Genomic DNA, 25078 nt, shown 5'->3' on the forward strand with positions numbered 1-25078 from the left:
GCCCCGCGAGCGATTCACATGATAACTTTAAGAAAGTTCAACGCATTGAACTTTTGTCACGGGTGTGGCCCACAGCCGTCCTTTCTTGGGTACGTACGACGCGCTTCCGCCATACCCGTGGCTTTTATATATCCGCCGTGTGCGTCCCTTGTGCACAGCATGCCCGCGGTGGCGTGGCACAATAACTGACATGTCACTTTCTGCCTATCCCGCAACTGCCAAAGACTGGCTCCAAGGCGCACGCCCGCACACGTGGGCTAATGCCTTCGCCCCAGTCATCGCTGGTACTGGTGCCGCAGCGGCTGCCGACGGCGCGCACTTCGGCCGCGCGCTTCTCGCCCTCGTGGTGGCGTGGGCGCTCATCATCGGTGTCAATTACGCCAACGATTACTCGGATGGCATCCGCGGCACCGACGACGACCGCACCGGTCCGCAGCGCCTCACCGGCGGCGGCTTGGCCCGCCCGGAGCACGTAAAGCTCGCCGCCTTCGCTGCCTTCGCCGTGGCCGGGATCGCCGGCATCGCGCTGTCCTTCGCGGCGCATGCGTGGTGGCTCATCCTCGTCGGCGCGCTATGCATCGCCGGCGCCTGGTTTTATACCGGCGGCAAGAACCCGTATGGCTACCGCGGGCTCGGCGAGGTCGCCGTGTTCGTCTTTTTCGGCCTCGTCGCCGTGCTCGGTACGGAATTTACCCAGGCCGGCAGGCTGTCGTGGTCGGGCCTCGCACTGGCCGTGGGCATCGGCGCGATGAGCTCCGGCGTCAACCTGGTCAACAATATCCGCGATATTCCTTCCGACGCCGAGACCGGCAAGATTACCCTCGCCGTGCGCCTCGGCAACGAGAAGGCGCGCCTGCTCTTTACGGTGCTGCTCCTGCTGCCATTCCTGCTGACCATCGGCATCGCCTTCGGCAGCTGGCTCGCGCTCGCTGGCTTGGTTTACTTCCCCTTCGCGCTGCGCGCCATCCGCACCGTCAACCGCGGCGCCCAAGGCCCAGAGCTTATCCCGGTGCTCGGCCTGACCGGCCGCGCGATGCTGCTGTGGGCCGTTATCGAGGCCGCCGCACTCATCATCGTCTAGTCCTGGGCGGCGCGGCCTTCCAGCTCCGCCTGAACCCAGCGCTTGTGGGCCTTGCGCTGGGCGGAGTACTCGGCCAGCGTCTGAGTGGCCTCGATGCGCCACTTTTTAAAGATCAGCATCGATAGCGGCAGCGCCACAAAGAGCGCCAGCAGCGCCGCGACGAGCACTGGAATGGGAAAACCGATGGCGATGGCCAAAATCTCGATCACCGCGGTCAAAGCGATAAAAAGCACTACGCGGGCGAGCCCGTACTTCCACAGCGCCGCGCGCGAACGGCGGCGCAGTTCTGGGTCCGGCTTGGGTGGCTCAGGGTTATGCGTCATGGGGGTTGATTGTACGCGGTGCAGGTAGAATCGCACGCATGGGCCGAATAATCCTCCTCCTACTCTTTGTCCTCGCCGCCTACCTCGTCTGGAAGGCCTTCGGGCCCTCGACATGGAAAAAGCGCGAGGTGGAACAACCCCGCGCTATCAAAGGCCCCGATGATGACGAGGAATTCCTCTGGAAACTGGAAAAGGAGCGCTTCAAGCAGCGCCGCGCACAGGAGGCAGAAGAAGAAAAGCGCCGCCAGCGCCGCAAACGCGACGCCGACGGCGAGAAGGACTAGGCTTCCTTCGGCACGAAGCGCATCTCTAGGCCTAAGGCCTCGGCCACTGCCGTGATCTTTTCCCACCGCACGCCCGCACCACCGTGCTCGATGGTGTGGAGGGTGGAGCGGGAGATACCGGCGGCGTCGGCAAGCTGCTGCTGCAAAATGCCCAACTCGCGGCGCCGCTCGGCAAATTGGGCGCCAAGGCCCAAAATCACGGCATTATCGCCGGCCGGCTTGCCCTGCTTATGGCGCGGGCTCGTATGCTCCGCCATCTAGTTCAGCCCCGCGTAGGAGTGCAGGCCGGAGACGACCATATTGATAAAGAACAGGTTGAAGACCATCAGCGCCATCGCCATGACATTGATCCACGGCGCAGCCTTGCGGAACGCCGGCGTCGCACGCGCGTGCAGGTAGGCGGCATAAAGAATCCAGGTAGCGAAAGACACGGTTTCCTTCGGGTCCCAGCCCCAGAAGCGGCCCCAAGCGGACTCGGCCCAGATGGCACCCAGGATGATGCCCAGGCCCAAGGTCGGCAGGGTAATAACAGCCAGGCGGTAGGCCAGCTGGTCAATCTTCGCGGCAGAAGGCAACGGGCGGGCTACAGCACCGAGGAGGCCATGCTCGGCATGCTTTGGCTGTGCCATACGCAAAAGAGTCAGCAGCGAGACAATGCCGGAGATAATACCGATGGACGCGCCCAAAGAAACCACGGTGACGTGGATGGGCAGCCAGTGCGACTGCAGCGCCGGCACCACCGGGGCGGACTCGGCATAGAGCTTGGTGGAGCCATAAAACATCAGCGCGAGGGTCGGGGTGAGCAGCCACGGCCACACGGTGCGCCATTCCTTGCGCTGCATGGCCATATTGCCCACCAGCAGCACACCGAAGCTCACCATCAGCACGTACTCGTACAGGTTGCCAAACGGGAAGCGGCCGGTAGCCAGGCCGCGCAGCACAATCGCCGCGGCGTGCAACGCAATGCCCACCCACATCAGCGCGCTGGTCATGCCGCCGAGCTTATCGGCCTTGCGCTCCTTTTCCTTCAGCTCATCGGCCGTGATTCCGGAAGAAGACTGGGCAACCTCGCCGGCATAGCTCTGCTTGTCGACGCCCCCAGCGCCCGCCCCCACCAAGACCTTCGCGGCCTCGGACTTCACGGCGCGGCGGCCCTCGATGATGCCCTGCATGCGTCCGTAATAGAACAGGGACATAAAGAGCGCGACGCAGTACACCACAAAGGCGGTCTGCACCGCGATATCCGAGAAATTAGACAGATTCTGATCGATCTGCATGCATGCTCCTAGCCTTCACACGTGCGGGGTAAGTGCTGATTACCTTACTCAGCGAAACGACCCAATCCAACTTTTGTTGGATCGGGCCGGGGCGCTAATCGTCGGTATAAAGTTCGTCTTCTTCGACCTCGTCTGGGTCGGGCAGCTCCAGCAGCGCGCGGTGCAGCTCGTGGAACTCCTCGGACCAGCCGGCGCGGTCGGTGCGGGCAAGCCCGCCCATTTCCACGTCGGTGCCGCCTGCCACATTCGGCCGCAGGCGGATGTAGACGCGGCGGCGCTTAATCACCAGCGATCCCACCAAAGAAATGAGCATCACCAGCGCGGAGGCCAGCACCCACTTCTGGAAAGGATCATAAGAGACCTGGTAGTTGGCGAACTCGCTGGCGCCGTCGAAGGTGATCTTCGTGCCATCGTCCAGGGTGACATCCTCGCCCTGGTTGAGGTTCACGCGGTCAATCTTTTGCAGCTGGCCGGACTGCACCAGGTTCGGGTCCAGCGAGAAGAAGGACTGCGGGGTGCCGGTGTCCAGGCCGGCATCGCCGCGGTAGATATCGATGGCCATCGCCGGATCCTGCAGCCCGGGGTATGCGGACTGCAGCAGCTTGCCGTTCTCGCCGGACCACTCGGCCGTGGGCGCGAAGAGGCCCTGGATGGCGATCTGGTTCTGGCGGCGGTCATAGAGATCCGGGTGCATGCCGGCCGGTGGGTCAAAGCGCATCGCACCAGAAGACAGGAAGAAGGTCGTGTCATTCGGCTGGAACTGAATGGTCTGGGTGCGCTTTTCGCCATTGGGCCATTCCACCGTGACCGTCGGTGCGTAGCCGTGGCCCTGCAAGTAGACGCGGTTGTGCGCTAGGCGCAGCGGGTGGTTGACCTTAAGCTCATAATCCTTCCACTCGGAGTCATCCTTGTAGATGTCTTCGTCCTCCGCGTAGGAAACGTTGGAGGTAAACATTTCCGCCTGGCCGTTGGGCAGGTATTCGGCCGCGAAGTCATGAGCGATGAGGCAGAAGGGGTGGAGACCGGTGCCGTCGAAAAGCGGGCCGGCGCGGAAGGAGTCAAAGTTTGACGTGGAGGTATTACAGAACTCCGTGGACTGGTCCAGGGTCTGGCCGCCGCCCTGCGAGCCGGACTCGGTGACCACGATGACCTGGCCCTCATAGTTGACCAAGCGGCCGGCGGCGACGGTAACCAAGATGGCCACCAGCGCCACGTGGAAAATGAGATTCGCCAGTTCGCGGCCGTAGCCGCGCTCTGCGGAAAAGGTGTGCACGCCGGCTCGGTCTTCTTCGGGGGAGTACTCGGCCACGCGCCACTTCTTCAGGCGCTTTTTAATTTCCGCGGATAGCTCTTCCTCGCTCTTATCCGAGTGCCCCTCGGCCGCCAGCGGCAGCTTGTGGAGGTACTTCGGCGCGCGCGTTGGCGGGGTCTTCCACGCCTTGTAGTGATCCCAGGAGCGCGGCAGGATGCAGCCCACCAGGGAAATGGCCAAGAGGATGAAGATGGCCTGGAACCAGACGGACGAAAAGACGTCGAAAAGCTGCAGCTTGTCGTAGATCTTCGCCACGTTGCCGTTGGACTCGATGAAGTCCTGCACGTTCTGCTCGTTGAGGTCGCGCTGCGGCAGCAAGGAACCGGGAATCGCGGCCAGCGCCAGCAAGAAAAGCAGCGCCAGCGCCGTGCGCATGCTGGTCAGCCAATGCCAGGCTTTGCGGAAATATTTCACGTCTCTCCTAAATCAGGGTTGCGCCAAAGTTGCCGGTCCACTGGCGGATGAGGCTAATAAACTCGCCCCACAGACCGGTTACCAGGGCCAGGCCGACGAGGATCATGGCCACGCCGCCGATGACCTGGATGGTATGCGAGTGCTTACGGGCCCACGAAATCGAACGCATCGCCCGCGCGGAGCCCAGCGCCACCAGCAGGAACGGCAGGCCCAAGCCCAGGCAATAAAAGATGATGAGCAGCACGCCGCGCGCGGCCGTCATGCCTTCGGTGCCGGCCGATACGGAAATAATGGCGGTCAGCGTTGGGCCCAGGCACGGCGTCCAGCCCAGCGCGAAAATCCCGCCCAGCAGCGGCGCGCCCAGCCAGGTGGTCCAGCGCTTCGGTGCCATGCGGGTGTCTTTTTGCAGCGCCGGGATCGCGCCGAGGAAAACCACACCCATCAGGATGGTCACGCCGCCGCCTACCCGCATGAGCGTCTCCTCATTGAGCCGGAGCGCGGAAATCGCGCCGAATACGGAGACCGTCGCCAGCAGGAAAACCACGGTAAAGCCCAGGATGAACAAGGCGGCGGCCAGTACCACGGCCCATTGCCTACGCTTGCCGACGCCCACCCCCAACTCACCGTCAAACGTAACCTCGCCGCCCACTACGCCGGCTAGGTAGGAAATATAGCCGGGCACCAGTGGGATCACGCACGGGCTAGCGAAACTCACCAGCCCCGCCACGGCGGCCGCGAGCAGGCCCAGAATCAGTGGGCCGGAGGTCGCGGCCTCGGCAAAGGAGTTGCCGATGCTCGCTGCGTTGTCCATTTATTCCTTTTCTAGTTTGTCCACTACGTCCATCACATCTTGGGCGGTGATGGACCGCAAAAAGACCGTAGCCGGGCGGTGCTGTTTATCCAAGACGATGGTGGTCGGGACCACGGAGGTGGGCACGCCGCCCAAGGCCGCCGCGGTCTTAAACGGTGGATCGTAGATGGAGGGATACTCCAGACCGTTATCTTCGAGGAAGTCATTGGACACCTGCGGGTTATAGTCGCGCACATTGATGCCCAGGACCGTACCGATCTGGCGTTTTTGCAGCTCGGAGTGGACCTCTTGGAGGTCATCGGCCTCGGCGCGGCACGGAGCGCACCACTGGCCCCAGGAGTTGAGCACGACGATTTCGCCCTCATAATCCTCCAGAGAAATGGTCTTATCCCTATCGCGCACATCCTCGCCGGAGAACGTGCGCAGCGGCTTGCGCTCGGATTCCTCGTAATTGATGACCTTTTCGCCGCCGGGCGTGATGAACTCGAAGTTTCCGCCGGTAGCAACCGCGTTTTGCGCGTTATCGGCGTCCTGCGAGCACCCGGCAAGCGGCAGCGCGATGGCTGCCGCCGCCAACACCGCGCCGACTGCGCGTCTGCGTTGTGCTGCCATTAAATCTCCTGGGCCGGCGAGGAGTAGAAGATGTCGGTGACCTGGTTATCCTCAAAAAGCAGGGAGGTAACCGAGGCCAAGTCGCATTCGCGGTTCCACGGCGCGTGCGGCAGGCGCTGGCCCAGCACGGTGCGCTGCACCATCACGATGGGCAACTGGTGGCTAACCAAGATCGCCTCGTGGCCGGCCGCGGCGGTGCGGGCGCGCTCGATGGAGCCCAGCATGCGCTCGGCAATCTGCTCATAGGGCTCGCCCCACGAGGGCTCCAGCGGGTTGACCAGCAGCGGCCAGCGGCGCGGGTTCCACAGCGCGGAACGCAGGCCCTTGGTGCGCAGGCCCTCGAAACGGTTGCCGGACTCGATGAGCGTCTTATCGACGTCCACGTCTAGCCCCGTTACCTGCGCAATCGGCCGCGCAGTTTCCTGGGTGCGCTGCAACGGCGAGGCCGCCAGGTAGGTCACGTCATGGTCGCGAAAGGATTCCGCGGTGCGCGCCGCCATGGAATGCCCGCGCGAGGACAGGTGATAGCCCGGGATGCGCCCGTAGAGGATCTTCTCCGGGTTGTGGACCTCGCCGTGGCGCACGAGGTGAACGATGGTGCGTGTCATGTCTCTCCTTGGTGTGCGGGACTTAATGTGCGGGACGCGCGGCGGCCGCTGCCTGGGCGGCGGGCTTGAGGGCGGCTTCGATGAGTTCAAAGTCGGCGTCGGTAAGAGCATCCGAGACAAACCAGGTCTCGAACGGGCTCGGCGCGACGTAGATGCCGTTATCCAGCAGGGCGTGGAAGAACGGGGTGAAGCGGAAGGTCTCGGCCGCCTGCATATCGGCAAAGTTGCGGCCCTCGCCCTCGGCAAAGCGGATGGAGAACATCGAAGACGCCCGCTGGATGTGGTGCGCTACGCCCTCGGCCGACAGTGCAGAAGAAATCATGCCGGTCAGGCGGTCCGCGTTGGCCTGTAGGCGCTCGTAGAGCGATTCATCGGCCAACTCCAAAGACTTCAGGCCGGAGGCCATGGCCACCGGGTTACCGGACAGCGTACCGGCCTGGTAGACCGGACCGTCCGGGGCGAGGTAGTCCATGACCTCGGCGCGGCCGCCGAAAGCAGCGGCCGGCAGGCCACCGGAGACGACCTTGCCAAAGGTCACCAGGTCCGCCGCCACGCCGTCGACGCCGTACCAGCCCTTATAGGAGGTGCGGAAGCCGGTCATGACCTCGTCGAGGATGAGGAGGGCGCCGTCGCTATGGGCGACGTCGGCAAGCGCGGCATTGAAACCCTCTTCTGGTGCCACGGTGCCCATGTTGCCGGCCGAAGCCTCCGCGATAATGCAGGCAATCTCGCCCGGGTGCTGCGCAAATGCCTCGCGCACGGCCTCGATATCGTTATAAGGAACGACGATGGTATCGGCCGCCGTCGCGCCCGTAACGCCCGGGGAATCCGGCAGCGCAAAGGTCGCCACACCGGAGCCGGCCGAGGCCAACAGCGCATCCACATGGCCGTGGTAGCAACCCTCGAACTTCAGCACCTTGGCGCGGCCGGTGTAGCCGCGGGCCAGGCGCACCGCAGACATGGTGGCCTCGGTGCCGGAGTTGACCATGCGCACCTTATCGGCCGCGGTGCGCGACACAATGGCCTCCGCCAGCAAGGCCTCGCCCTCGGTGGGCGAGCCGAAGCTCAAGCCGCCCGCAGCGGCCTGCTGCACGGCCTCCACAATCTCTGGGTGCGCATTGCCGTGAATCATCGGGCCATAGGAGCTGACCAGGTCAACGTACTCGTTGCCGTCGGCATCCCACAGGCGCGAGCCCGCACCGCGCTCAATCACGCGGGCCTGGCCGCCCACGGAGCCAAACGCGCGCACCGGCGAGTTCACCCCGCCCGGAATCACCTTGGAGGAACGCTCAAACCACTGTTGCGACTGGGAAGTATTAGGCATGTCTGACATTCTAGCGATTCGCGCGCTATACAAAAGTTGGAGTGCGCGATTCACAGTCAGCCGCTAAACTTCGGGGCGTTGCACTTTTCAATTCGGGGGGATTTTCAATGCAGCGCACTCTCATTTTCGCCATCCTGGCCGCTTTCTGCCTCGCCGGTTGCGCTCAGCCCAGGCCCGAGCGGCCGCTGCCTACCTCGGTGGGTGCTACCCCGCTTGCCGACGCCCCCTCCTGGCAGCCCCCTCCCCGCCCACTCGCCCCGCGCGACCTTCCTCGGGAGGACAAGCCGGCCCCTCCCTCACCGCCGGCCGAGCGGCCTTCGCCATCGACCGCGGCGCTGGCGCCTGAGTCTGGTTCGCACCCCGGCCCGACTGCCGCGCCTCAGCAGCGGCCCGCACCAGCGCCCGCACCCGCACCGCGTCCGCAACCTGCGGTGCCGGCCCCACGCCCACCTGCGCGGGACAAAAGCGGCCTGCCGAACCTGAATATTCCGCCGCACGAGGTGCGCGGGCGCATCGAGGACGCGGTGCCTGATGTGCCGGCAGTGCCCGCTATGCCCGCGCCCGCCCCACCACCTGCGCCGCCGCTGCCGCCTGCGCCGCGGATTCCGGGCCTCTAACTCACCGCTTTCAGCCCCACGATGCCGCCGATGATCATGGCGAGGAATAGCACCTTCCACACCGTGGCGGCCTCGTGTCCGGCGGCGAAAGAATAGATAACCGCCACCGACGCGCCAACGCCCGCCCACACCGCATAGGCCGTGCCCACCGGGATGCTGCGCATCGCCCACGCCAGCCCGCCCATGGAAATCGCGCAGGCCACGAGGAAAATAAGCGAGGGCCACAGGCGCGTAAAACCTGCGGACTTATCCAGCGCCGCCGCCCACACGGCCTCGAATGCGCCGGAGAAAATCAAGATAAACCACGCCATAACTGCTTCCTGGCCGTCTTGTCGCGTTTCCGGGTACGGCTCCCTCGTCCGGGGCTCGCGCAAGTCGCGGCGAACCTGCACCCAATGATGGCACACTAGGAAACCATGAAGATTGCATTTCTTGGAACTGGCCGCATGGGAACCGAACTAGCCCGCCGCCTGCTCAACGAGCAAGACGGCATCGAATTGACCGTCTGGAACCGCACCGCCGAGCGCGCCCAACCGCTGGCGGAGGAAGGCGCCGAGCTTGCCGCCTCGCCTACCGAGGCCGTAGCGAACGCTGAGGTCATTATTACCTCTCTCTTCGGGCCCGACGATGTCCGCGAGGTCGTCGTCGAGCCGCAGCTCATCCCCGCCGGCGTGACGTGGATTGACACCACCACCGTCTCGCCCAACGATGCCCGCGAGTTCGCCGCCGCCGTGGAAACCTACGTCCACGCCCCGGTCGTCGGCACGCTTGGCCCGGCCCGCGAGGGCAAGCTCGGCGTCTATGTGGGCACGCCTAACGACGCCCGCCGTGAGCAAGCCATGTCCCTCGCCGAGTCCTGGGCAGGCGAAGACAAGCTCATCGGAGTGGAGACGGCGGCCACGGCGGCCATCGGAAAGCTGCTGGCAAACCTCGCGCTCGCCGTCACCGCCGAGGGCCTGCTCGAAGCCCTGCAGCTCGGCGAGTCCGAGGGCCTAGACTCCGAGGTGGTGCTGCAGATGCTCGATATCACCGGCCTGTCCTTCATCGCCAATATGAAGGCGCCGTTTATCACCGGCGAGCGCAATACCGACCCGGGCGATTTCACCGTCGACGCCCTGGCCAAGGACGCCAAGCTCATGGAGATGACCTCCACCAAGCCACTGCCCGCCCTGACCGCCGCCATCGGCCGCTTCGAGGAAATGCAGGCCATGGGCCACGGTGATCAGGACTTCTCCTCCATCTTCGTCTTCCGCAATAAGGGCTAGTTATCCACAGGCCTGCCGGGCATGCGGGCCGAAATTCGCCCTGTGGGCCCTAGTTATCCACAGGTTCGCGCGCTCGCCCTCGCACAGGTTGCGCGCCGTAGCTTAGGCTGCGGGGCATGACAGCTCTTCAGACCTATCTCGCGGCCCTGGCGCCCGGCATCGACATCGTTGCCGGGTGCGCCGGTATGTCTGAAGACCAGCTGCGCGCTGCCGGTGCGCCCAATAAAACGGCCCGCACTTTGCTCACGCTTGCCGACGCCCTCTTTGCCCCCACCTCCTTTACCCGCTTGCAGCGCCAGGCGGTTACCGCAGCCCGCGACCGCGCCCACCCGCTGCCCACGCTGGAGGTAATCGAGCGCTACGCATCCCGCGCCAAGACCAAGCGCGATGCCTGGCGCCTGCGCGTGGAGCTGTGCCGCACCGCCGCCGATACCGATGAGATGGAAAAGCTGGCGCGCAAAAAGCTGCGCGAGCTCAATCCCCCAGCCCCGCCGCGCCCCGGCGTGCGCATCCGCCGCCGCAAGGACGCACCGTGGACCCTCGCGATTACCGGGCCCTCTTCGCTCATCGCGGACTTAGAATCCAGTCTGGATGAGGATGCTCCCCTCGACTCCGTAGCGGAGCTCTTCTCCCCTTCCGGCGCCTCACCGGCTGCCCGCCCGACCATTACGACCAACGCGATCATCACGCTCGACGAGCTTGACCGCATCATCGATGGCGACGGCGAGGAAATCACCATCCAGCTCACCAACGGTGCCCGCCTCACTGGCGCGGAACTCGTCTCGCGCACGCTGGCAGAGCGCGGCCTTATCACCCTCGTTCACCCCTTCGAGGGCGCGGTCAACCTCTACCGCACGGAGCGCATGGCCAGCGAAAAGCAGCGTCTCATGGCAGCCGCGGAAAATCCGGTATGCCCGTGGGCCGAATGCAACTATCCGGCCGATAAATGCCAGGTGCACCACTTGCGGGCGTGGCGGCACGGCGGCGATACCAATATGGCAAACCTCGCCACTTGTTGCCCGTACCACAACGGCGTCAACGACGATGACCCGAATGCCCCACCGGTGCGCGGGCGCCTCGTGCGACGCCGAGGCCGCGTGGTGTGGCAGCCGCCCTGGGCTGACACCGCGCCAGCACCGCCATCGTCCCTCTAGCCCCTAAACCGTCAGGCAGCAGGATGCCCTGCTGCCGCATTGGCATGCCCGCAGCTAGCGAGCGATACGAGCCGCAGCAGCGCGGGCATCCGCGATGACATTAGGTACGCCAACCCCGCCGGCCCAAGCGCCGGTGGCATCGATGCCCGGCGTCGCCGCGAGGGCACCGCGCGCACCGGCCACGGTTTCCAGGTGGCCAGCATCAAAGCGCGGCAAACCGCCGAACCAACGTTGGGTGAAAATCTCGGCAACGCCCGCGGCGCGGCCGTCGAAGCCGGTGAGCCGCTGAAGGTCGTCGAGAGCATAGTCCACCAGGTCGTCTTCCTCGGCGCGGACGATGGCGTCGTCGCCAAATCGGCCGAAAGAGGCGCGCACCAAAGCACCACCGCGCTCGGCCAAGTGCGGCCACTTGCGCGAGGACAGCGTGAAGGCCTTGGCGTGCACGTCGTCTTGGTCAGTGGCCACGAGGATGCCAGAGTTCTGCGGCAATGCGTTGCCGGCCGGGTCCGTGTCAGACTCGAACTTCAGGCCCACGACTGCCGACGCCGCTAGCTTCACGCTCTTCAACCGCTCCGCCGCCCGCGGGGACACCTTGGGCAGCAGGCGCGCTGCGGTCGGTGCCGGGGTGGCCACCAGTACGCGGTCAAAGGGAGCGGTATCTCCGGGTGCGCCGGCTAGGCGGAATTTCTCGCCTTCTCGAGTGATGCCGGAGATGAAGGTATCGAGGTAGATCTTGGCACGGGATTTATCGGCCAGCGCCTCGTAGAGTTCTGCGTAGCCGCCGCGGAAGGTCTGAAAGACGGGGCCGCCGTTGCTCGGCTTGGCCGCGCGGGCTTCTTCCAGCGAGCGGACCGCGGCCGAGAGGGTGACTGGGCCGCGCTCGGACAGCGCGTCGAGGGTCTCGGCCAGCGCTGGGATGGTCGCGCGTAACCCCAGGTCATCGGCCGAGCAAGAGTACACGCCGCCGAGGAGGGCGGAGATAACGTGGTCGACGAGGTCGTCGCCAAACTGCTGGCGCACCAAGCGGCCGACGGAGACGTCGCTGCCTGCCGTCCACTCGAAAGGCTCCTCGTTATCGATGCGGCGCGCAGTCTCGGCCGAGACCAAGTGAGCGACCGGCTCCGAGTGCGAAGGAATGCCCATCATCCCGCCGCGCGGTAGCGGCTTAAGCTCGCCGGAGTACACCAGCGAATGCAGGCCGGAGGGCTCAACCAAGCTCCCGCCTAGGCCGAGGGATTCGATGAATTCCACGGCATCGTGGCGGCGGGCGAGGAAGGCCTCGGCGCCCATGTCGGTGGGGCCGTCATTAAACGGCACGGAGTACAGCTTGCCGCCGATGCGGCCGGCGGCCTCGAAAACCTCAACGTCGTGGTCGCGCAGCTCGTAGGCGGCCGTCAAGCCCGCCAGACCGGCACCAATAATCGCAATACGCATTTAGCCCTCCTCGTGAATGATGGATACGGCGCGGGTGATGGCCTCCGCGTCGGTAGTTGGCAAGACCCCATGGCCGAGGTTCCAGATATGGCCGTCGATATCGCCGCGCTCGCGGGCCCGATCGACCTCGCCGCGGATGGTGCGCACGGCTTGGCGCACGGCGTCGTCGCCGGCAAAAAGCATGGCCGGGTCGAGGTTGCCCTGCAACACGCGGGCGCTCACGCGCTCGGCCGCGGCGTCCATCGGCACGCGATAATCGACGCCCATAACTTCCGACCCCGCCTCCGACATGGCCGGCAATAGCTCACCGGTGCCGACGCCGAAGTGGATGCGCGGGATATCCACGCCGGCCAGGATTTCCCGGGAGTACGGCAGCACGAACTCGCGGTAGTCGCGCTCGTTGAGGTAGCCGGCCCAGGAATCAAAGAGCTGCATGGCGTCAATGCCGGCGTCGACCTGCACCTGCAGGAAGCGGGTGATGGTCGGCACCAAGCGGCGCATGAGCAGGTGCCAGGTCTCCGGCTCTGCGTGCATGAGGGCCTTGGTGCGCTCGTGGTTCTTGGATGGCCCGCCCTCAACAAGGTAGCTGGCCAGCGTGAACGGCGCGCCAACGAAGCCGATGAGCGCTTGGGTTTCGGTGAGCTCGGCCAGGATGCGGGCGATACCTTCGGTAACTTCGGGGACGTCAGTCTCCAGCAGCGGCAGCTTGCCGACGTCCTCCCTACTCCGCACCGCCTGCTCCATCACCGGCCCACGACCGGGCACGATATCGACCTTGACGCCCGCCGCCTTGAGCGGGACGACGATATCGGAGAATAAAATGGCGGCGTCGACGTCGTGGCGGCGCACCGGCTGCAGTGTAATCTCGGCTAGCAGCTCCGGCATGAAGCAGGAATCGAGCATGCTAATCCCCTCGCGGGCGGCGCGGTACTCCGGCAGCGAGCGGCCGGCCTGGCGCATGAACCAGACTGGGGGTCGGGAGGGGGTGCGGCCGAGGGCGGCTTCGATAAGCGGGGCACGATTGAGTCGAGACATGCCCCAATTATGAATCAAAAGTTGGAGTGAGGGCTAATTAGCCACGCAAGCTGCGGTCCTTGATGAAGCGGTTGGACTGCGGCTGGAAAAGCAGCGCGAGGGCGACGATCAAGGTGATGGGGATAATCAGCAGCCCGAGCCCGCCGATGCCGAGCGCGAGGGCGGCGATATTGGTAAACAGCGCGAACGCGATGACCGCGGTGATGATGCGGCGCGCCCACTTGGACCCGCTGGCCAGCTGCGCCGCGAAGAGCGCAAGCAGGATGGCGCCGACGGCATTGGTCACCGCGACAAATAGGCGATTGGAATGGAGGTACTCCGCGACCTGCGCATTCTGTGGCTCCACCTGTGGCCCTCCCGAGCCGAAGATGCCCACCATGCCGCTCACCAGCATGATCACGGCGCTGACGACGAGCACCCAATAGGCCCAGCGCAGCTGTCGCGGCCACGCATCGAGGTTCTCCTTGGCGGAGGTGTTTCGGGCCGCCCGGTTATAGTCCCGGGGCCCGGGCCGCTCGGTATTATTCATCGCTTGTTCTCCCGGTCAGTGCGGCTGGCACCGTCGGCACGGTTGGTGCGGTCGGGGCGTTCGCGCTTGCCGCCGTCATGCTTGCCGCGCTGGTCATCCTTGGAGCGCTTGCGCTCTTCTTCGGCGCGCTTCTTCTCGCGCTGCGCTTGCTCGAGTTCTTTTTCCAGCTCGCGCATCTGCTCGAGTTCGCCGGTGTAGTCCAAGGTCTCGGCCCGCACGGAGAAAATCAGGCCGAGCACCGCCGCGACGCCGACGAGGATCTGCACCATGCCATCGGCGGCAAAGAGCCAATCGGGCACGTCCGCGCCGGCCGGGGTGACCATGAAGGCCAGCAGGATGCGGAATCCGAAGTACAGCGAGAAGGCAAACCACACGCGGCGCGAAGTACCGGCCCGCTTGCTGCGGTCAGCAAGGGACCGCAACAGAAAGGCCAGCAGCACAATAATCGCAAGCGAAATGGCCGCCGAAAGAGCGACGGAGCCGTAGGCGGCGGTGCGGAGGAAGGCGTCGGAAAGCTGAGCTTCATCCACGCCGGCCGGTGCGGACTTCGCCATCTCCTTGGCCTGCGACATGAGTACGTCGTGGTTGAGCAGCGTGAGCACCACGTTGAGCACCTGGTGCACGGCCTCGCCGCATAGCGCGCCCAGCCACAGCCACAGCATGTACGTCACGGACTCCGGCCGCTGCTGCTGCCGCGGCGGGCGTTGCGTGTGTGGCGGGCGCGGAGCAGGGGCGGGCGACGGGGGCGTAGCAGTCACAGGGGTCCTTTACTTGAGCAGGCGGGCGGCTTCGGTAGCGAAGTAGGTCAGAATCTGGCCGGCGCCGGCGCGCTTGAATGCGGTCAGCGACTCGAGCATGATGGCTTCGCCGTCGATCCACCCGTTGGCGGCCGCGGCCTTGACCATCGCGTACTCGCCGGAGACCTGGTAGACCGCGACCGGCACGGGAGAAGTCTCCGCCACGGCCGAGAGCACGTCCAGGTAGGGCAGGCCGGGCTTGACCATAACGAAGTCCGCGCCCTCTTCGATGTCGAGCTCGGCCTCGAGAAGGGACTCGCGGAAGTTGCGCGGATCCTGCTGGTAGGTGCGGCGATCGCCTTCGAGGGAGGAGCTGACGGCATCGCGGAACGGGCCGAAGAAGGCGGAGGCGTACTTGGCGGAATAGGCCATGATGGCCACGTCCTCGTGGCCGGCCTCGTCGAGATCGGCGCGGATGGCGGCAACCTGGCCGTCCATCATGCCCGACGGGGAGACGATCTGCGCGCCGGCGCGGGCTTGGGAGCGGGCCATGTCTTGGTAGAGCTTGACGGATTCGTCGTTAAGCACGCGGCCTTTGTCATCTAATACGCCGCAGTGGCCGTGGGAGGTGAACTCGTCGAGGCAGGTATCGGCCATAACGATGAGGTCATCGCCGAATTCCTCGTGCAGGCAGGAAATACCGCGGTTCAAAATGCCCTGCGGGTCCCAGGCGACGGAGCCGGTATCGTCCTTGTCCTCATCGAGCGGCACGCCGAAAAGGTCGATACACCCCACGCCGGCCTCCAACGCCTCTTCGGCCGCGCGGCGCAGGGAATCGAAGGTGTGCTGGTAGACGCCCGGCATGGAGGGAATCTCGCGCGGTGCGTCGAGGCCGTCCACGATGAACATGGGCAGAATCAGGTCCGAGGGGCGGACCTCGGTTTCGGCCACGAGGTTGCGCATCTGCGGGGTGGTGCGCAGGCGGCGTGGGCGGCGGGCTGGGAAGGTGCTCATTGGGTACTCCTTAGAGCGAGACTAAAACTTATGCCTTGTCGACCTTAGTAGCCTTCTTGCGCGAGCGGCGTTTCTTGCGCGGCGCGGGCAGGTTTCCGGCGGCGCGGAGGGCGGCGACGTGGTCTGCGAGGGCGTCGACAAGCGCGGGCACATCGGCGACTTCGGGCACGACATCGACGCGCAGGCCCATCTCTTCCGCGGCCGCTCTTGCCGACGGCCCGATACACGCAATGATCGTCCGCTGGTGCGGTTTGCCCGCAATGCCCACCAGATTGCGCACGGTGGACCCGGAGGTGAAGGCGACGGCGTCGAAGCCGCCGGTCTTGATCATGTCGCGGATCTCGGCCGAAGGCGGGGCGGCGCGGACGGTGCGGTAGGCCACGACGTCGTCGACCTCCCAGTCGAGGGCCTTGAGTCCGTCAACCAGGGTGTCGGCCGCGATATCGGCGCGCGGGAGCAGGACGCGGCCGACGGCGTCGATGTCTTCTACGAAGTTGGGGAAGACATCGAGCAGGCCCTCGGCGTTCTGCTTCTTCTTGTGCGGCAAAAGCTCTGGGACCATGCCCTTGGAGCGAATGGCGGCCGCGGTTTTGGTGCCCACGGCCGCGAGGTGGACGCCGGCGAAATCGCGGGCGTCGAGGCCGAGCTGGGCGATCTTGTCCCACACCGCGGTCACGGCGTTGACGGAGGTGAACACGATCCACTTATAGCGGCCCTCGACGATGCCCTTGATGGCGCGGTCCATCTGCGCCGGGTTGCGCGGCGGCTCGATGGAGATGGTGGGCACGTTTTGCGGGATGGCGCCGTAGCCGGCCAGACGCGCGGACATCGGGCCGGCCTGCTCCTTGGTACGCGGGACGAGCACGCGCCAGCCGTAAAGCGGGCGGTTTTCCCACCAGGAGTACTTGGTGCGGTCGTCGATGCTGCGGCCGAGAGTAACGACGAGCGGGCCGGTGAGGTCCGCGTCGAGCTTGCCCATGGTGCCCAGCGTGGTCTCGTAGGTGCGCTGCAGGCGGGTGGTGCCGTGGACGGTGACAAATGCCTCGGTCTCGGCCGGCATGCCGCGCTGCTGCAGCTCATCGGAGATGACCAGCAGGTCTTCCTTGGTGGCCTGCAGGACGATGGGCTGGGTGGCGTTGGCCAACGCGTCCCAATCGGCGCCGTCGGTGACGTCGGCCTCGGTATAGGTCGAGCCGAGGGCAATGCCGGCAAAGGACGGCACGGTAGACGGCAGGGACATGCCCGGCACTACCTGGAATTCCAGGCCGGCAGACGCCACGGCGTTAATCTCGGCCTTGATGGACTCGCGGTGCAGCGGGTTGCCGGTGACCAGGCGGATGACATCCTCGCCATCGGCCTCGACCAAGCACTCGCGCAGCTGGCCCACGATATCTTCGGCCGGCTCGTACAACACCGCGGCCGTTGGCGGCGCAGGGCGCGGCGGTTTGCGGCGTGCGCCCTTGGCTTTGGCATCGGCGCACATTTGGGCGTATTCGGCCTCGGCGGCGTCGAGAAGCTCCTGCGGAACGGGCAGCGCGGCGGCGACGGCATCGCGCACGCCCTGCATGACCTGCGGATCGGTCACGGCGATGGCACTATTTGCCAGAACCTCGCGGGCGCGCACGGTCAGCAGGTCGGGATTACCTGGACCAGCGCCCACAAAGACGATCTTGCCCAATTGGGTGTCTGGCGCGGCATTGCTCATAAAGTTCTTTTCTAAAATCGGGCGCGCGGCACCGCGCACGGACATGATCGCATGCGGTGTGGTTCCCCGCGCCGGCGGTGGGTGACACGGTCTTAACGGCCAAAATCCCAGGCCTTGCGTCCTGGGATGCCCTTAAAGGGGGCCGGATCATTGCGGAACAATGATCTGTGGTATCTACACCTTAAATTATTAGCGCCTAAAGGCGAAATTACTTGCCCAGCAGCTCGGCCGCGCCACCGGCGAAAAGCTCGTCCGAGATGCGCGCGCCAAGATCGGCGGCTTCGGCAGCGGAGCCGGAAGCGGTGGCGGTGAGCTGGCGGGATCCGTCGAGCGCGAAGACGCCGCCGCGCACGGTGAGCTGGTCGCCGTCCCAGCGCGAGGTGGCGGCCACCGGCGCGGTGCAGCCGGCCTCGAGGCGGGCCAGCACGGCACGCTCACCAGCAGCGGCGGCCGAGGCGCGGTCATCGACAATGGCGTCTAGGGCCGCGGCAGCCTCAGTACCGGCCACGGCCTCGATCGCGAGAGCACCCTGGGCCGGCGCCGGCATGAAGACGGAAGGCTCAAAGATTTCGGTGGCGCGGTCCGCATAGCCGCCGCGCAGCAGGCCGGCGTAGGCCAGCAGGACGGCGTCGAGCTCGCCGTCGGTGACCTTGGACATGCGGGTATCGATATTGCCGCGCAGCGGGCGAATCTCCAGGTCCGGGCGGAGGGCGGCGAGCTGGGAGATGCGGCGCGGGGCGGAGGTGCCCACGCGCGCGCCCTGCGGCAGCTGCTCCAGGCTCAGGCCATCGCGGGCGACGAGCGCCTCGCGGGAATCCTGACGCTGCGGCACGACGAGGCGGAAGCGATCATCGGGCGCGGTGGGCAGGTCCTTAAACGAGTGCACGGCAATATCGCATTCACCGGCATAGAGCGCCTCACGCAGCGCCTGGGTAAATACGCCGACGCCGATGCGCTCGACGGGCGCCATATTGACGTCGCCGGCGGTGGTCACGATGTGGAGTTGGGAGTCAAAGCCGGCGTCGATAAGCCAATCGCGCACATGACCCGCCTGGGTGGTGGCGAGCTTGGAGCCGCGGGTACCAATCTGAAACATTTAGGCCTCCTTTGCCATGGTGGGCAGTTCATTGACGGCCACGGACACACCGGAGCCTTCCAGCTGCAGGCCAAAGAGCTCCTGCAGGGCGTTTTCGCTGCTGACGCTGCTTTCCGACGCCGCCAGCTTCTTCGCCCTAACCGTCGGTTCATGCAGCAGTTTATCGGCCACACGCTTGAGCGCGCGCTGAACGTCCTCGAGCTGCTTGCCCGCGAGCTCGGGGTGCTTGTGCTGCAGGCGCGCGGCCTCGCACTCGACGAGATCGGCCGCGCGGCGGTGCAGGGCGCTTACGGCCGGGGCGACGTCGCGCACGCGCTGGGCCGAGGTATAGGCCGCCAGCTCTTCGTCGACGATGTGGCGGGCCTGCACGTGCGGGCTGGTCCCGGCCGCGACATCGGTATCGGCGGCCGAAAGCGACTTGCTCAGGCGCTCGATATTGACCAAATCCACGCCCTCGGACGCGGCGGCGGCATCTTCGATATCGCGCGGCAGGGAGAGATCGATGAGCATGAGATCGCGGCCGGCGGGGAGGTCGGCGGCCTCGATGGTGAAGTTATCGGCGCCGGTGGCGGAAATGGCAAGGTCGACGTCGGAAAGCGCGGCGGCGCGCTCGGAAAAGTCTACGACGCGGGTGGCAACGCCCGCCTCCTCGGCGTGGCTGGCCAGGCGCTCGGCGCGCTCGCGGGTGCGGTTGGCCAACACCAGCTCCTTAACCCCCAGCCGGCCGGCGTGGGTGGCGGCGAGGGACGCCATGGCGCCCGCACCAAGGATCAGCGCAGTCTTGCCGGTCAGGTCCCCGGCGTCGAGGCGCTGCAAGGCCTGGTCGAAGGCGAAAGACACCATGGAGGCGCCGGCCTCGTCGATATCGGTCTCGGAGTGCACGCGCTTGCCCGCCCGCAGCGCGGCCTGCGCCAGCGCGTGGATGCGCGGGCCGACCGTGCCCTGCTCGGAGGCGGACTGGTAGGCGCTGCGCACCTGGCCGATGATCTGCTGCTCGCCCACCACCATGGAATCTAGGCCGGAGGTCACGGACATGAGGTGCTCGGCCGCGGCGTCGGCATAACGCACATAGAGGTAGTTGCGCAGCTCCTGCTCGCCCACGCCCGAAACCTGGGTGAGCACGCGCACGACTTCCTGCACGCCAGCGTGGAAGGAGTTGGTGACGGTGTAGACCTCCATGCGGTTGCAGGTGGAGATAATCATGGCCTCTGAAAGTGGCTCGGCCGCCACGAGTTGCCCGCAGGCGGAATCCTGGACCGCACTATCCATGCTCAGCTTTTCCAGCAGCGCCACCGGCGCCGACTGGTGGGACATGCCCACAACGAGCACGCTCATGCACAACACTCCTCAACCCTTTGATTGATTTTAATCCTCCAAAAGACTACCCGTCGGTGTCGCGGATCCCGAATCAACCGGCTAGCTCGGCCGCTAACTCCTCGTTGTCTACTTCCCAGCAGGCAAACTCTTCGCCGTCGATAACCACAACGGGCACGCGGTCACCGAACTCCATGGCCAGCTCCGCGTCCTCATCCACGTTACGCACGGCAAGCTCCGCGCCTGCCCGCTTGACGACGGGGGTGATCTGCTCCCTCACGCGCGCGCAAGAACCGCAGGTGGTGCGCACCATGAGCTCGACGAGATGCTGGGACATATTCTCCTCACAAGGACGGCGGCGGTGGAAACCATTACTATGGACACGTTAGTCCACCCCGCGTTTGCGAAAGCTGTTTGTCTCACTCGTGTCCGCTACCACTCCCCCAGGGTTCCCCGAATCCCCCCGCGACTTCTTGGCCAATTGGACCGCCTCGCGCGGTAACCTGCGTAATTTCTTGGAGACCCAAGCGCTCGCCCCACTGGACGAGGAATCGCAGCGCACCGCCGGTGAGGCCGCGGCCGCCGCGGCGCTGGAGGAATTTGGGCTGGAGTTGGAGGATTTCGCCTCCGGCGTGGACTCGGTAACCGGCTCCTATGACGCGGCTGGCGCGCAGCGAATCACCGCCCAGGACCCGGACGTGCCGGTGGATGTGGGCGCGGCAGCGTTTTTCGACGTCGACAACACCCTCATCCAAGGCTCTTCCCTCGTGGAATTCGCCTTCGGCTTGGCGCGCAAGCGCTACTTCCGGCTTTCTGAAATCCTCCCGATTGCGTGGAAGCAGCTCAAGTTCCGCGTCTCCGGCAGCGAAAATGCCAAGGACGTGGCCGTCGGCCGCGCGCAGGCACTGGAGTTTGTCAAAGGCCGCAGCGTCGACGAGCTGGTGGAACTATGCGAAGAAATCGTGGACGCCTCTCTGGCCCGCCGCGCCTACCCCGGCACCACCCAGCTGGCAGAGATGCACCTAGCCGCCGGCCAGCAGGTATGGCTGGTGACGGCCACCCCGGTCCAGCTGGCGCAGGTGCTCGCCCGGCGCTTCGGGTTTACCGGCGCGCTCGGCACCGTCGCGGAGGTCAAGGACGGCAAGTTCACCGGCCGGCTGGTCGGCGATATCCTCCACGGGCCCGGCAAAAAGCACGCCGTGGCCGCGCTCGCGACCATCGAAGGCCTCGACCTCTCGCGCTGCACTGCGTATTCGGATTCCGCCAACGACGTGCCCATGTTGTCCATGGTCGGCACCGCCGTGGCCATTAACCCAGACCGCAAGCTGCGCGATATCGCTGGCGACCGCGGCTGGCTCGTGCGCGACTATCGCTCCGTGCGCCGCGCCATCCGCACCTATGGCCTGCCGGCGCTGGCCACCGCCGCCTTTTCCTATGGCGGCTGGCGCTACTACCGGCGGTAGCAAGGGCGGTAGGGGGCGCTGGGGGACGTCGGCAAGCATGCAAAAACCCTCCGCACAATGGCGGAGGGCAAGAAGCGGGCTGGGTTTACTTGCCCAGCTTACGACGCTGCACGCGGGTGCGGCGCAGCATCTTGCGGTGCTTCTTCTTGGACATGCGCTTGCGGCGCTTCTTAATGACGGAACCCATGGAGTCCTCACTTTCGTGTAGTACGTACTGTCAAACTTGTCAGCGCTAAAACGGCGAAGGTGCACTCTTGCCGCCGTGGCCACACGGACCGCGGGCCACATCAGCGAGCCGACACGAATGCACACCATCTTACCCAGCACCCAGCCCGTGACCAAAAAGGGCCCGCGACAACAACAGTGAGAAACAACAGCGCCCACCACCGCTGGCCACGAGGGCCAACAGAGGTGGGCGCTGTCTGTGCGGCGCGAGCCTAGGCTCCGTAGACGGAAGCCTCCAGGTACTCGTTGACGGCAGACTCGTGAACGCGGAAGGAGCGTCCGACGCGAACAGCCGGCATCTCGCCTGCATGAACCAAACGGTAGACGGTCATCTTGGAGACGCGCATAATCTCGGCGACCTCCGCGATCGTCAGAAAGGTTCCCTTTTCTTCATTTGCCATATATATCTAACCCTTCAGCTCGTTACGCGCTGTAGGCTTCCCCTCCCACAGGACTTCACGCACGTGCTTGCCCTAGCCTATCGTGAAACATGTGACTAATGCGACCCAAGTGCCAAATTTTTTCACAGCATTCATTAGGGTTTCCCCTAAAAGCGCTGCTTAACACCCGCCCCAACACTCCCGGGTGGGTACACCCCCACCACGGGGAGGTCGCACACGGCGGCGCTAGCCGAGCTCCTTGGCCTTATCGGAGCAGGCCTCTGCCGCGCGGTAGAACGCGCCGCGCAAGCCGGACTCCTCCAGCTCGCGGACGGCGGCGGCGGTGGTGCCGCCCGGCGAGGTTACGCCAGCGCGCAGCTGGGTGGCCGAGCGGCCGGAGCTAGCCAGCATCTCACCAGAGCCGGCTGCGGCCTGGGCGGCAAGCTTCTCGGCGACGTCGCGGGGAAGGCCGAGCTGTACGCCGGCGTCGACAAGCGCTTCTGCTACAAGGAAGAAGTAGGCCGGGGAGGAACCTGCCAGTGCGGTGGCGGCGTCGATATTCTTCTCCGGGATGACCGCTACCTCGCCGACGGCTTCCAGCAGCTCACGCACGCCATCCATCTGGGCCTCGCTCACGTGCTCACCGGCCGCGCAGGTGCACATGCCGCGGCGCACCAACATGGGGGTATTGGGCATAACGCGCACCACCGGCACGCCTTCGCCCGCCGCACCCTGCAGCTGCTCTAGCGTCAGGCCCGCGGCCATAGACACAACCACGGCATCCTTGGCCGGCTCAAGGTCTTCGAGCAGGTCCAGGATGGCGTAGGGCTTCACGCACGCGAAGATATAGTCCGCTCCGTCTACCGCCGCTGCATTATCGCTGGTGGTGGTGACGCCATAGGCATCCTGAAGTTCTTTACTACGGGATTCGGTGCGGTTGGTGACCGTGATATCAGAGCCTGCAAAGCCCGATGCTACGAGTCCCGAGGTCAAAGCCTCACCGATTTGTCCGCCGCCTAAAATTGCAATCTTTGTCATAGTCTCCACCATGCCAAAAATGCGGAACCCCGGCTACCACGTGGGGTAACCGGGGCGTCGACAAGCGGGGGCTTAGAGCATCACCAACAGCAGCGGGCCGAAGGTCAGGATAAGGCCAGTAAAGCCGGCCAGGAACATGGAGAATCCATCGCGCGCGGTGCGCAGGGCGTGCGTCACGCCCACCATAATTGCGGTGACGCACAGCGCGAGGATGGCGACGACCAGGCGCGGGAAGCTATCCCACAGAATCTCAAAGCCCTTGAAGATGACAATCGCCAGCAGGATGCCCGCGACAATCATCAGCAGGATGGACACTGGGTTGAGCTTCTCGTGCTCTTCCTCGATCCACTCTTCGTCGTCCTCGACCTTGGGAAGGTTGCCGGTTTCCTCTGCACTCTTAGCGACGCCCGCTTTCTTCGACGCCGGCACCGCCGCCGCAGCGGCCGCTCCAGCGCCAGCTGCCGCAGCTCCCGCTCCGGCCGCGTTTGCGCCCTTGTCGGCCTTCGGCTTTTCAGCAACGGGCTTCGCTGCGGTGGCCTTGTCCGCGCCGGCCTTGTCTGTGGTCGGCTTCTCCGCTGCGGCCTTCGCCGCCGCAGGCTTGGCGTCATCCGCCTTCGCCTTATCCACGCGCTGGATTACCGCGGTGTCATCGGCAGAAGGCTGCTTCTTCTTCGCCGCCTCCTGTGCCGCGCCGGCAGCGGCAGGCTTCTTTGCGGTGGACTGTGCAGCCGACGGGGCGGACGCAGCAGGCTTTGCGGCAGCCTTGGCTGCAGGCTTGTCGGTGGACTTCTTTGCGGAGTCGGCATCGGTCGCGTCGGCAGCCTTGGGGGCGCGGATGACAGGAGCGTCCTCGTCGATAGAGACGGAGGTGTGCTTGGCCTCGGCAGGCGAAGCTTCGACCTTCTTAAGATTGCCGGTTAACTCGGCAACGGAAATGCCGCCTTCATCGAGGCTGCGGCGGTGGCGGCGCGAACGCTTGTCATCCTTGCCGCCCTTCTCGCCGCGGGCCTTTTTATCGCGAGCCAGCAGCTCTGCCACGGTCAACTTGTTCTTGTCAGCCATGATCTCTTCCTATTCCAATCCCTTGTCGGTCCGGCGCAAAATGACGCCCTCACGCAGCGCCCATGGGCAGATTTCCAGCTTCTCGATGTCCAAGGCTCGCATGGATGCCTCGGCCACCAGAGCGCCGGCAACGATTTGGTGCGATCGGTTAGAACTTACACCTTCTAGGTCCGCTCTGTCTGCCGCAGTCATGCGAGAGATGAAGGAAATCAACTGGCGCAGACCCGGTGCAGTCAACGTGCGCTTGACGTATGGGCCGGCAGACGACGGGGCGGACCCCGTCAGGCGCGCCAGCGTGCGGAAGGTTTTGGAGGTACCCACGGCAAGGCCAGCGGGGCCCATAGCCTTCATCTGCTGGGCGGCGTCTTCCAGCTCCGCATCAATAAAATCGCGCAGCGCGCTTACCTTCTTTTTCTCCGGTGGGTCGGTGTCGAACCAGTTATGGGTCAACCGGCCAGCGCCCAGGTCGAGGGAGAAGGCAAGGTCGGGGTGCTCATCGGTACCGGTGGACAGCTCCAGCGAGCCGCCGCCGATGTCCAGGTTGGTAATGCGGCCGGCGGACCAGCCGTACCAGCGACGGGCGGAGAGGAAGGTCAGTTGGGCTTCTTCCACGCCGGAGAGGATCTGCAGGCGCACGCCGGTCTGCTTTTCCACCTCATCGAGCACGGCCTCCGAATTATGCGCAGAGCGCACCGCCGAGGTAGCAAAGGCGATAAATTCCGCGCAGCCCAGCTTATCGCCCAGCTCGCTCGCCTCCGCTACGGCGCTGACCAGCTTCTTTACACCCTTTTCATGGATGTTACCCTTCTTGTCCAGCTGTTCTACCAGCCGGAGCGGGGTCTTCCAATCGCTCATCGGAGTGGGCCGCCCGCCCGTCGCGGCATCGACCGCAACGAGGTGGACGGTATTGCTTCCGACGTCTAATACACCTAATCGCACACTAATAGCGTAGTAGGTCTACCGT

General features: G+C 65.2%; 28 protein-coding genes and 1 riboswitch. Of the genes, 5 read left to right on the top strand and 23 right to left on the bottom strand.

Going from position 1 to position 25078, the window contains the following annotated elements; translation table 11 throughout:
* Nucleotides 1-190: 190 nt before the first annotated feature.
* Nucleotides 191-1081, top strand: coding sequence for a 1,4-dihydroxy-2-naphthoate polyprenyltransferase (locus tag QKD99_RS05965; protein WP_347950964.1), 891 nt, complete (start codon nt 191-193; stop codon nt 1079-1081).
* Here the strand turns inward: QKD99_RS05965 and QKD99_RS05970 are convergent.
* Nucleotides 1078-1404: a DUF4229 domain-containing protein gene (locus QKD99_RS05970; RefSeq protein ID WP_296183521.1), complete on the bottom strand. Its 327-nt coding sequence runs from the start codon at nt 1402-1404 to the stop codon at nt 1078-1080. The genes QKD99_RS05965 and QKD99_RS05970 overlap by 4 nt on opposite strands.
* A gap of 38 nt (nt 1405-1442) precedes the next feature.
* Here QKD99_RS05970 and QKD99_RS05975 point away from each other — a divergent pair, with 38 nt between their 5' ends.
* Entirely contained in the window at nt 1443-1688 is a 246-nt protein-coding gene (locus QKD99_RS05975; protein ID WP_179387346.1) for a hypothetical protein, read from the top strand.
* Here QKD99_RS05975 and QKD99_RS05980 read toward each other — a convergent pair.
* The 8 genes from QKD99_RS05980 to QKD99_RS06015 form a co-directional block, all read right to left on the bottom strand.
* A complete protein-coding gene (locus QKD99_RS05980; RefSeq protein ID WP_005327923.1) occupies nt 1685-1945 on the bottom strand; it encodes a helix-turn-helix domain-containing protein in 261 nt (86 codons plus the stop codon). The genes QKD99_RS05975 and QKD99_RS05980 overlap by 4 nt on opposite strands.
* Complete coding sequence (gene ccsB, locus QKD99_RS05985) at nt 1946-2965, bottom strand: c-type cytochrome biogenesis protein CcsB (protein ID WP_347950965.1); 1020 nt, start codon at nt 2963-2965, stop codon at nt 1946-1948. It lies immediately after the preceding gene.
* Nucleotides 2966-3059: 94 nt separating this feature from the next.
* Nucleotides 3060-4691 carry a cytochrome c biogenesis protein ResB gene (locus QKD99_RS05990; RefSeq protein ID WP_284768350.1) on the bottom strand — a complete coding sequence of 544 codons (1632 nt, stop codon included), beginning with the start codon at nt 4689-4691 and terminating at the stop codon, nt 3060-3062.
* A gap of 7 nt (nt 4692-4698) precedes the next feature.
* Complete coding sequence (locus tag QKD99_RS05995; protein ID WP_347950966.1) at nt 4699-5502, bottom strand: cytochrome c biogenesis CcdA family protein; 804 nt, start codon at nt 5500-5502, stop codon at nt 4699-4701.
* Nucleotides 5503-6114: a TlpA disulfide reductase family protein gene (locus QKD99_RS06000; protein WP_284844341.1), complete on the bottom strand. Its 612-nt coding sequence runs from the start codon at nt 6112-6114 to the stop codon at nt 5503-5505. It abuts the gene before it with no gap.
* On the bottom strand, nt 6114-6722 hold the full coding sequence (locus tag QKD99_RS06005; protein ID WP_284766066.1) for a histidine phosphatase family protein: 609 nt from the start codon (nt 6720-6722) through the stop codon (nt 6114-6116). Before QKD99_RS06005 ends, QKD99_RS06000 begins: the two co-directional genes overlap by 1 nt.
* Nucleotides 6723-6744: 22 nt before the next feature.
* Nucleotides 6745-8055: a glutamate-1-semialdehyde 2,1-aminomutase gene (gene hemL / locus QKD99_RS06010; RefSeq protein WP_347950967.1), complete on the bottom strand. Its 1311-nt coding sequence runs from the start codon at nt 8053-8055 to the stop codon at nt 6745-6747.
* A gap of 604 nt (nt 8056-8659) precedes the next feature.
* Nucleotides 8660-8974 (bottom strand): SMR family transporter, encoded by a 315-nt coding sequence (locus QKD99_RS06015; RefSeq protein ID WP_005327239.1) that lies wholly within the window; start codon nt 8972-8974, stop codon nt 8660-8662.
* 8 nt (nt 8975-8982) lie between these two features.
* Nucleotides 8983-9053: riboswitch (guanidine-III (ykkC-III) riboswitch) on the bottom strand.
* A 26-nt stretch (nt 9054-9079) separates the two neighbouring features.
* Between QKD99_RS06015 and QKD99_RS06020 the strand changes: the two genes are divergently transcribed.
* Entirely contained in the window at nt 9080-9928 is an 849-nt protein-coding gene (locus tag QKD99_RS06020) for an NAD(P)-dependent oxidoreductase (RefSeq protein ID WP_347950968.1), read from the top strand.
* A gap of 116 nt (nt 9929-10044) precedes the next feature.
* On the top strand, nt 10045-11082 hold the full coding sequence (locus QKD99_RS06025; RefSeq protein ID WP_347950969.1) for an HNH endonuclease signature motif containing protein: 1038 nt from the start codon (nt 10045-10047) through the stop codon (nt 11080-11082).
* 54 nt (nt 11083-11136) lie between these two features.
* On the opposite strand, the gene QKD99_RS06030 is transcribed toward QKD99_RS06025, so the two are convergent.
* The 9 genes from QKD99_RS06030 to QKD99_RS06070 all read right to left on the bottom strand — a co-directional run bounded on the left by QKD99_RS06030 (nt 11137) and on the right by QKD99_RS06070 (nt 20283).
* A complete protein-coding gene (locus tag QKD99_RS06030; RefSeq protein WP_294165843.1) occupies nt 11137-12516 on the bottom strand; it encodes a protoporphyrinogen oxidase in 1380 nt (459 codons plus the stop codon).
* A complete protein-coding gene (gene hemE, locus QKD99_RS06035) occupies nt 12517-13551 on the bottom strand; it encodes a uroporphyrinogen decarboxylase (RefSeq protein WP_284768363.1) in 1035 nt (344 codons plus the stop codon).
* Nucleotides 13552-13588: 37 nt separating this feature from the next.
* On the bottom strand, nt 13589-14080 hold the full coding sequence (locus QKD99_RS06040) for a tellurium resistance protein TerC (protein ID WP_297845637.1): 492 nt from the start codon (nt 14078-14080) through the stop codon (nt 13589-13591).
* Complete coding sequence (locus QKD99_RS06045; RefSeq protein WP_347950970.1) at nt 14077-14838, bottom strand: hypothetical protein; 762 nt, start codon at nt 14836-14838, stop codon at nt 14077-14079. Before QKD99_RS06045 ends, QKD99_RS06040 begins: the two co-directional genes overlap by 4 nt.
* A 9-nt stretch (nt 14839-14847) precedes the next feature.
* Nucleotides 14848-15831 carry a porphobilinogen synthase gene (gene hemB, locus QKD99_RS06050; RefSeq protein WP_347950971.1) on the bottom strand — a complete coding sequence of 328 codons (984 nt, stop codon included), beginning with the start codon at nt 15829-15831 and terminating at the stop codon, nt 14848-14850.
* Nucleotides 15832-15859: 28 nt separating this feature from the next.
* Nucleotides 15860-17536, bottom strand: a complete 1677-nt coding sequence (locus tag QKD99_RS06055) for a uroporphyrinogen-III synthase (RefSeq protein ID WP_347950972.1) — start codon at nt 17534-17536, stop codon at nt 15860-15862.
* A 208-nt stretch (nt 17537-17744) separates the two neighbouring features.
* A complete protein-coding gene (gene hemC / locus QKD99_RS06060; RefSeq protein ID WP_347950973.1) occupies nt 17745-18632 on the bottom strand; it encodes a hydroxymethylbilane synthase in 888 nt (295 codons plus the stop codon).
* Entirely contained in the window at nt 18633-19967 is a 1335-nt protein-coding gene (locus QKD99_RS06065) for a glutamyl-tRNA reductase (RefSeq protein ID WP_347950974.1), read from the bottom strand. It abuts the gene before it with no gap.
* A 73-nt stretch (nt 19968-20040) separates the two neighbouring features.
* Nucleotides 20041-20283, bottom strand: a complete 243-nt coding sequence (locus QKD99_RS06070; protein WP_198492452.1) for a glutaredoxin family protein — start codon at nt 20281-20283, stop codon at nt 20041-20043.
* Nucleotides 20284-20371: 88 nt separating this feature from the next.
* Between QKD99_RS06070 and QKD99_RS06075 the strand changes: the two genes are divergently transcribed.
* The gene (locus QKD99_RS06075) at nt 20372-21409 is read left to right on the top strand and encodes an HAD-IB family hydrolase (RefSeq protein WP_284766078.1); all 1038 of its coding nucleotides are present in this window, start codon (nt 20372-20374) and stop codon (nt 21407-21409) included.
* Nucleotides 21410-21494: 85 nt separating this feature from the next.
* Here QKD99_RS06075 and QKD99_RS06080 read toward each other — a convergent pair whose 3' ends face one another.
* From QKD99_RS06080 to QKD99_RS06100, 5 genes are all read right to left on the bottom strand, one after another.
* The gene (locus tag QKD99_RS06080) at nt 21495-21596 is read right to left on the bottom strand and encodes an AURKAIP1/COX24 domain-containing protein (protein ID WP_003855542.1); all 102 of its coding nucleotides are present in this window, start codon (nt 21594-21596) and stop codon (nt 21495-21497) included.
* Nucleotides 21597-21846: 250 nt separating this feature from the next.
* Nucleotides 21847-22035 (bottom strand): helix-turn-helix domain-containing protein, encoded by a 189-nt coding sequence (locus tag QKD99_RS06085; protein ID WP_005276651.1) that lies wholly within the window; start codon nt 22033-22035, stop codon nt 21847-21849.
* Nucleotides 22036-22260: 225 nt separating this feature from the next.
* Nucleotides 22261-23052, bottom strand: coding sequence for a pyrroline-5-carboxylate reductase (gene proC / locus QKD99_RS06090; protein WP_347950975.1), 792 nt, complete (start codon nt 23050-23052; stop codon nt 22261-22263).
* 72 nt (nt 23053-23124) lie between these two features.
* Nucleotides 23125-24114 carry a tripartite tricarboxylate transporter TctB family protein gene (locus tag QKD99_RS06095; protein ID WP_347950976.1) on the bottom strand — a complete coding sequence of 330 codons (990 nt, stop codon included), beginning with the start codon at nt 24112-24114 and terminating at the stop codon, nt 23125-23127.
* Between the two features lie 9 nt (nt 24115-24123).
* Entirely contained in the window at nt 24124-25053 is a 930-nt protein-coding gene (locus QKD99_RS06100; protein ID WP_284844329.1) for a Ppx/GppA phosphatase family protein, read from the bottom strand.
* Nucleotides 25054-25078 lie beyond the last annotated feature (25 nt).

It is taken from the genome of Corynebacterium sp. c3Ub_189, assembly GCF_039907195.1.
GTDB lineage: Bacteria > Actinomycetota > Actinomycetes > Mycobacteriales > Mycobacteriaceae > Corynebacterium.